The 6,816-nt window shown below is 36.5% G+C and carries 5 protein-coding genes; 3 read left to right on the forward strand and 2 right to left on the reverse strand.

The genetic code is table 11. The features are described 5' to 3' along the window. Nucleotides 1-14 precede the first annotated feature (14 nt). From asnA to lipB, 3 genes are all read left to right on the forward strand, one after another. Complete coding sequence (asnA, locus tag RCZ04_RS05525; RefSeq protein ID WP_460484960.1) at nucleotides 15-1,022, forward strand: aspartate--ammonia ligase; 1,008 nt, start codon at nucleotides 15-17, stop codon at nucleotides 1,020-1,022. Nucleotides 1,023-1,083: 61 nt separating this feature from the next. Further along, nucleotides 1,084-1,959, forward strand: a complete 876-nt coding sequence (ypfJ, locus tag RCZ04_RS05530; RefSeq protein ID WP_460484961.1) for a neutral zinc metallopeptidase — start codon at nucleotides 1,084-1,086, stop codon at nucleotides 1,957-1,959. Continuing rightward, complete coding sequence (lipB, locus tag RCZ04_RS05535) at nucleotides 1,937-2,632, forward strand: lipoyl(octanoyl) transferase LipB (RefSeq protein WP_460484962.1); 696 nt, start codon at nucleotides 1,937-1,939, stop codon at nucleotides 2,630-2,632. The genes ypfJ and lipB overlap by 23 nt, the downstream gene beginning before the upstream one ends. A 55-nt stretch (nucleotides 2,633-2,687) precedes the next feature. On the opposite strand, the gene RCZ04_RS05540 is transcribed toward lipB, so the two are convergent. After that, the gene (locus RCZ04_RS05540; RefSeq protein ID WP_460484963.1) at nucleotides 2,688-4,670 is read right to left on the reverse strand and encodes an OmpA family protein; all 1,983 of its coding nucleotides are present in this window, start codon (nucleotides 4,668-4,670) and stop codon (nucleotides 2,688-2,690) included. Nucleotides 4,671-4,776: 106 nt separating this feature from the next. Beyond that, nucleotides 4,777-6,729 (reverse strand): OmpA family protein, encoded by a 1,953-nt coding sequence (locus tag RCZ04_RS05545; RefSeq protein WP_460484964.1) that lies wholly within the window; start codon nucleotides 6,727-6,729, stop codon nucleotides 4,777-4,779. Between the last annotated feature and the right edge of the window lie 87 nt (nucleotides 6,730-6,816).

A 6,816-nucleotide genomic window follows, 5' to 3' on the forward strand; every position in this document is an offset into this window, starting at 1 on the left:
ATTATCGTCTAATAATGACTATTATTATTCCTAAAAATTATAACACCCCCTACGGTATAATGGATACTGAACGGGCTATAAAACTAATCAAAGACTGTTTTGAGCAGTCTCTGGCACGTGCATTAAACCTCACACGTATTTCGGCTCCATTATTTGTGAAACGCTCCACAGGTCTTAATGATAACCTCAACGGAGTAGAACGCCCTGTTAGCTTTGAAATGAAAGATTACAAAGGCGAAGTGATAGAAATTATCCACTCACTTGCCAAATGGAAACGCTTAGCACTGAAACGCTATGGTATTACAGCAGGCGAAGGCATTTATACTGATATGAATGCAATCCGCCGAGATGAAGAATTAGATAACACCCATTCTATCTATGTAGACCAATGGGATTGGGAAAAAGTGATTACTCCCTCTCAGCGCACTTTATCCTTTCTCAAACAAACCGTAAAGCAGTTGTATAGTGCCTTTCTTGAAACAGAAGCCTTATTAGTAAAAGAATACACCAAATGTAAAGTATTCCTACCTCGTGAAATAACTTTTATAAGTTCACAAGAATTAGAAGATATATACCCTAACCTATCACCTTCTGAACGCGAACATAGTTTTGCTAAAGAAAAAGGAGCTATTTTTATTACCCAAATAGGTAAAACACTCCTTTCGGGAAAAAAACACGACAATAGAGCTCCTGATTATGACGATTGGGAACTCAATGGCGACCTCATTATTTGGAATCCTGTACTAAATAGCGCATTAGAGCTTTCCTCAATGGGCATTCGAGTAAACGAAGCCTCTCTACGCTCTCAGCTGAAAACTTCAAAATCAGAAGAACGTGAGAAGTTAGAATATCATCAAATGCTATTACGCGGTGAATTACCCTTAACTATTGGGGGAGGTATTGGTCAGTCTCGCATCTGTATGCTGCTCCTGCAAAAAGCTCATATCGGTGAAGTGCAAGCATCAATATGGACAGATGATATGGTTCAGCTATGCGATAAAAACGGAATTCATTTATTGTAAACGGATATTGTACATATTGAGAAAAGATGTATCTTTGCACCAAAATAAAACAAGATAAACTATGAAATGGGAAGGAAGAAGACAAAGTAGCAATGTAGACGACCGTCGTGGAATAAGCGGAAAAGGTGGTCTTATCGCAGGTGGTGGTATCGTAGGTGTCATCATTGTATTGTTACAACTTTTTGGAGGTGAAACAGGGCAACAAGTAGCCTCAGTAGTAAACCAAGTTGCAGGAGGCAATCAAACTCAACAAGCAGTCGAACGTGTTGAACTCACCCCTGAACAAAAGAAAATAGGCGAATTTACCGCTACAGTACTCGCCGATACCGAAGATGTATGGGATAAAGTATTTGCTCAAAATGGTTTAGGTGCTTATAAAAAACCTACCTTGGTACTCTTTACTGCTAATGTAAACACAGGCTGTGGGACTGCCTCTTCTGCAGTAGGTCCATTCTATTGTCCTGCCGACCAAAAGCTCTATATGGATATGGATTTCTTTGAAGAACTCAAAACACGCTTCGGAGCTAAAGGCGGTGACTTTGCAATTGCCTACGTAATGGCACACGAGGTGGGGCATCATATCCAAACGCTTTTAGGCACTTCACAGCAAGTACGCCAAAAACAACAAGGGCTTTCTAAAGCAGCTGCCAACAAATGGTCAGTAGCACAAGAGTTACAAGCCGATTTCTATGCAGGAGTATGGGCTCATCACAACCAAAAATATTTAGATGCTGATGATATAGATGAGGCTCTTAGTGCAGCCAACGCAGTAGGTGATGATGCTATACAAAAGCGTATGCAAGGACACGTAGTCCCTGATTCATTCACTCACGGCACTTCTGAACAACGCAAATATTGGTTTACCAAAGGTTATAACACTGGCGATATTCGTCAGGGGAATATTCAAACAATCTATGAACAAACAAGTAATCGTTAAGGATTTAGGTAATAAAGATTATAAAGAAACTTGGGACTACCAAGAGTCCCTTTTTGAAGAGATAGTCGCTCAAAAAACAAGTAACAGAGCTAATAGCACAACCTTACCTACTACCAATTATTTTCTTTTTGTAGAACACCCTCACGTATATACACTTGGCAAAAGCGGTCATATCGAGAACCTACTTATTGATGAAGAGGGACTAAAGAAAAAAGGGGCTACCTTCTATAAAATTAATCGTGGGGGAGATATTACCTATCACGGACCTGGACAGATTGTGGGTTATCCTATCTTAGATTTAGAAAACTTTTTCACCGATATCCACAAATATTTGCGCTCTTTAGAAGAAGTGATTATCCGTACCCTTGCCGACTATGGTCTTAAAGGAGAGCGTAGTGAAGGAGAAACAGGAGTATGGCTTGATGTAGGAACGCCTTTTGCTCGTAAAATTTGCGCAATGGGAGTCCGTTGTTCTCGCTGGGTAACAATGCACGGTTTTGCCCTAAATGTCAATACTGATTTGGGGTATTTTGATAATATTATCCCTTGTGGTATTCGCGGTAAAGCCGTAACGTCCCTAAATGTGGAATTAGCAAAAGATAAAGTGGATACAGAAGAAGTAAAACAACGTATCCTCACTCATTTTAAAGAAATCTTTGAAGCAACATTATAAAAAAGGAGGTTATCATTTCTGATAACCTCCCTCCTATTTTATAGAAGATCTCTTCTTACATCGATATAATAATAAATTCACTACGGCGGTTTGCTTGATGCTGTTCTTCAGTACAAGGCACTCCATTAGCACAACCATTCACTAATTGCGTTTCACCATATCCCTTACCTGTAATCCTATCTTTGTGAATACCGTGAGCTATAAGCCATTTAATTGTTGATTTTGCACGTCTTTGTGACAAAGCTAAGTTATAGCTATCAGACCCCCTACTATCGGTATGCAAGCGCACATCTACTTTCATAGTAGGATATTCTTTCATTATTTTTACTATCTTAGCCAATTGTTCAGCTGCGTCTGGGCGAATATTAGCTTTATCATAATCGAAGTATATATTATCTATCTTTAATTCCTTTGATAAATCATCCCCTATTTTTATAGGTTTCTTCTCAACAATAGGTGTTAGCAACACTTCGGCATATACGTCTTTTAATCCTGTTAAAGAAACATTTTGTTCATCAGAAGAAAAGCCCTCTTTTATTGTTTTAATAGTTAGCTGTTCATCTTTACAGTCAGAAGTATAAAGAAAACTAAAAGCACCTTCCTTATTCGAAGTCTGTTCTTCTATTACCCTTAAAGATTTATCTAATAATGTAATTTTAGCATCTGCTATTACTTCTGAACTCTTTGCATTTTTAACAACACCATTAATAGCTTGTTTACACGAGAATTGTACTGGAGCTTCTTCATAAAAACTATAAATATCATCACTTCCTTTACCTCCCGGTCTGTTTGAAGTGAGATAACCTATTTTAGTATGAGTGTTAATCACATAACAAAAGTCATCTTCAGCACTATTAGCAGGGCGACCTACATTCACAGGCTTAGAAGTAGGGTTGCCTTCCTCATCTAATTTTACAGCATAAATATCTAATCCTCCCAACCCTGGAAAACCATCTGATGAATAATACAGTATATTATCATCTGAAATAAATGGGAAAGACTCTCTACCTTGAGTATTGATAAGTTCTCCTAAATTCTCTGGCTTCCCATAACCATTTTTTAATACCTTAGAACGATAAATATCCGATGCTCCAATAGTTCCTTTCATATCCGATGCAAAATAAATGTATTTACCATCAGGACTTAAAGCAGGGTGAGCTACACTATGAATATTGCTATTAAAAGGCATTTCCTTTATATCTCTCCAGTTACCACTCTTGTCTTTTGTTGCTTTAAATATTTTCAACAATACAGTTTCGTCCCCATTAGTTTTCACTTCATTATGTATAAAGTTATTGCGTGTAAAATAAACGGTTTTTCCATCTTTGCTAAAAGCAGCTGTCGATTCATTAAACTTAGTATTGATACCATTGAGCTTTCCTTTCTTAAAAACTTGTAAACTATCAGTTGTTGCCTCATACAGACTATAAAAATTATCTCCCGTCCAATCTGCACGTTTCTTTAAAATACCCCCTTTACTGGTAGCATACACTATATTATCTCCATAAAAAGCCGTCCCATACTCCGATTTATTAGTATTAATCTGCAATGGGTGTAATACCATTCTATTAGAATTTCGCTTAATTTCTGCTTGATAATCTCTATTCTTTTGAAAGAGAACCGCACGCGAATCAGTATTCCCTTTTAGAGCTACAAACTTATCCATCATTTTGTCTGAAGCTTCATAATCCTCCACTGATTTTAATGTTTGTGCATAGCGATAATAATATTCGGGTTTAATGCTGTAAGGTTTTCCTGTCTTAGCATCAGTATTCGTAAAAAGTTTTGCATACCACTTATTCGCTTGCTTATAATCGGCATTGTAGTAGTAAGCATTAGCTAAGTTTTCTAATAACTCCTGGGGTTCTATTCCTTTACGTGCTATACTTTCATAGGCGTTAATAGCCTGTATGTAATCCAAGTTCCTGTAATAATTAGCAGCTTTCTGTAAAGCTTCTTTTTCACTTTGGGCACAAACAGGTTGTATTATACTACTCACAAGAATAGCAAATAAAATAAAAGAGATATGTTTCTTCATAAATTGATAAAGGGAAATAGTTATAAAAAATTAGGTAATATCAACTGAGTAAATAGAAAATTAGGAGTTAATTTATAACTCCTAATCTTCTATTGCAATATTTATATTATTCCATACTTACCACTATAAACTCGCTACGGCGGTTGGCTTGATGTTGTTCTTCTGTACAAGGCACTCCATTCGAGCAACCATTTACTAACTGCGTTTCTCCATAGCCCTTCGCTTTTAAGCGCTTGCGGTTAATACCTTGTTTAACTATCCATTCAAGGGTTGATTTAGCACGACGGTCTGATAATGCTAAGTTGTAAGCATCTGTAGCTCGGCTATCGGTGTGAGAGCGAATATCTATCTTCATCTTAGGATATTGTTTCATCACCTCTACAATCTTAGCTAATTCTACCGCTGCATCTGGTCTGATGTTCGATTTGTTTAAATCAAAATATATTTCTTTTATCTCAAACACTTTAGCTAAATCGGTATCCTTTGAAATAGCTATTTCTCTTGGTTTTAACAAGAACTCGTAGAAGATATCTCCTTCTTTATCCATCATTATTTTCACTTCCGAAGTCTCATACTTTTCTTTTTCACCTCTCAGGTAATAGTATAATTCTTTACAATCTACTTTCTTAAATGCAAAAGTACCATCTTCTTTGGTTCTTTGAGTGTCTACCTGTTTCATTGTTCTATCTGATAGCACAATAAGACCATCTACAATAACACTCTTGGTATTAGCATCTTTCAATACTCCCTTCAGCATCTTTTCACAATCAAAAGACAAAGGTTTTTCTTCATAAAAACTGTAAATATCATCTTTACCCTTCCCTCCTGCTCTGTTAGAACTTAAAAATCCTATCCTACTATCGCTATCCATTATAAAACAGAAATCATCATCAGCACTATTACCGGGCTTCCCTATATTAATCGGTTTTGATACTGTCCCGTCTTCATAAAACTTTACTGCAAAAATATCCAAACCTCCTAACCCTGGAAAGCCGTCTGATGAGTAATATAGCACATTATTCTTAGAGATAAAAGGAAAAGACTCTCGCCCTGAGGTATTGATAACATCTCCTAAATTTTCTGGCTTACTGTATTTGTTATTCCCTAAAATCTCTACGCGAAAGATATCCGAGCTCCCTAAAGTTCCTTTCATATCCGAAGCAAAATAAAGATACTTCTCATCAGGACTCAACGCTGGGTGTGCCACATTGTATTGGTTACTGTTGAAGGGTACTTCTACTATATTCCCCCAATCGCCTTTCTCATCTTTCGTTGCTTTAAGTATTTTTAGCAATATAGTGTTTTCTACATTCGTTCCTATCTTTTTATTTACATAGTTATTACGCGTGAAATACACCGTTTTTCCATCTTTTGTAAATACAGCTGTCGATTCATTAAACTTTGTATTTAAAGCTGATGAAAAAGGCTTCTTATTAGTCAGTTTTTGCTTATCACGGTCTGCTATATACAGGTCGTAAAAACTCTCTCCTGTCCATTGCGATACTCCTCCTTTTGAAGCCCTACCGCTATTGGCTGCTGCAAAAACTATCTTATCACCATAAAAAGCTGTCCCATATTCTGAATATTCTGTGTTAATGTCCACTGGGTGTAATTGTAAGCGCCCTGAATTGCTTTCTATCACTTGTTGATAATCCTTGTTCTCTTCATAAAGTACTGCACGTGTATCATTATTGCCTGTAAGCTCAGCAAACTGAGACATTAACTTATCTGCTTCGTCATATTTCCCTACCGACTTTAGTACTTGTGCATAACGATAGTAATATTCAGGTTTAACCTTGTATTTCTTATTCTCAAAGAGCTGTTTGTACCAAGGCAGTGCTTTCTTATACTCAGCATTGTAGTAGTATGAATTACCAAGATTCTCTAATATATCCTGGTTCACAAATCCTTTCTTAGCAATGCTTTCATATATTTTTATAGCATCAACATAAGCAAAGTTCTTATACATTTCTTTTGCTTTTTGCAACTCTTTTTCATTCTGAGCAAAGAGTACAGATATCCCGCAAAATAGTGCTATTATAAAACTATATCTTCTCATCAACAATTAATTTTTTAAGTAATTTCTAAAGGCTTATAATCTACTAAAGTCTGTGTTTTTGCAACTAAAAGAAACGTGGTGATACTA

The sequence above is a fragment of the Capnocytophaga sp. HP1101 genome, assembly GCF_054772415.1.

Excerpts from the sequence above, each read along its gene's own strand:
- RCZ04_RS05545 (WP_460484964.1), bottom strand. The coding sequence starts at position 6,729 with ATGAGAAGATATAGTTTTATAATAGCACTATTTTGCGGGATATCTGTA.
- ypfJ (WP_460484961.1), top strand. The coding sequence starts at position 1,084 with ATGAAATGGGAAGGAAGAAGACAAAGTAGCAATGTAGACGACCGTCGT.
- asnA (WP_460484960.1), top strand. The coding sequence starts at position 15 with ATGACTATTATTATTCCTAAAAATTATAACACCCCCTACGGTATAATG.
- lipB (WP_460484962.1), top strand. The coding sequence starts at position 1,937 with ATGAACAAACAAGTAATCGTTAAGGATTTAGGTAATAAAGATTATAAA.
- RCZ04_RS05540 (WP_460484963.1), bottom strand. The coding sequence starts at position 4,670 with ATGAAGAAACATATCTCTTTTATTTTATTTGCTATTCTTGTGAGTAGT.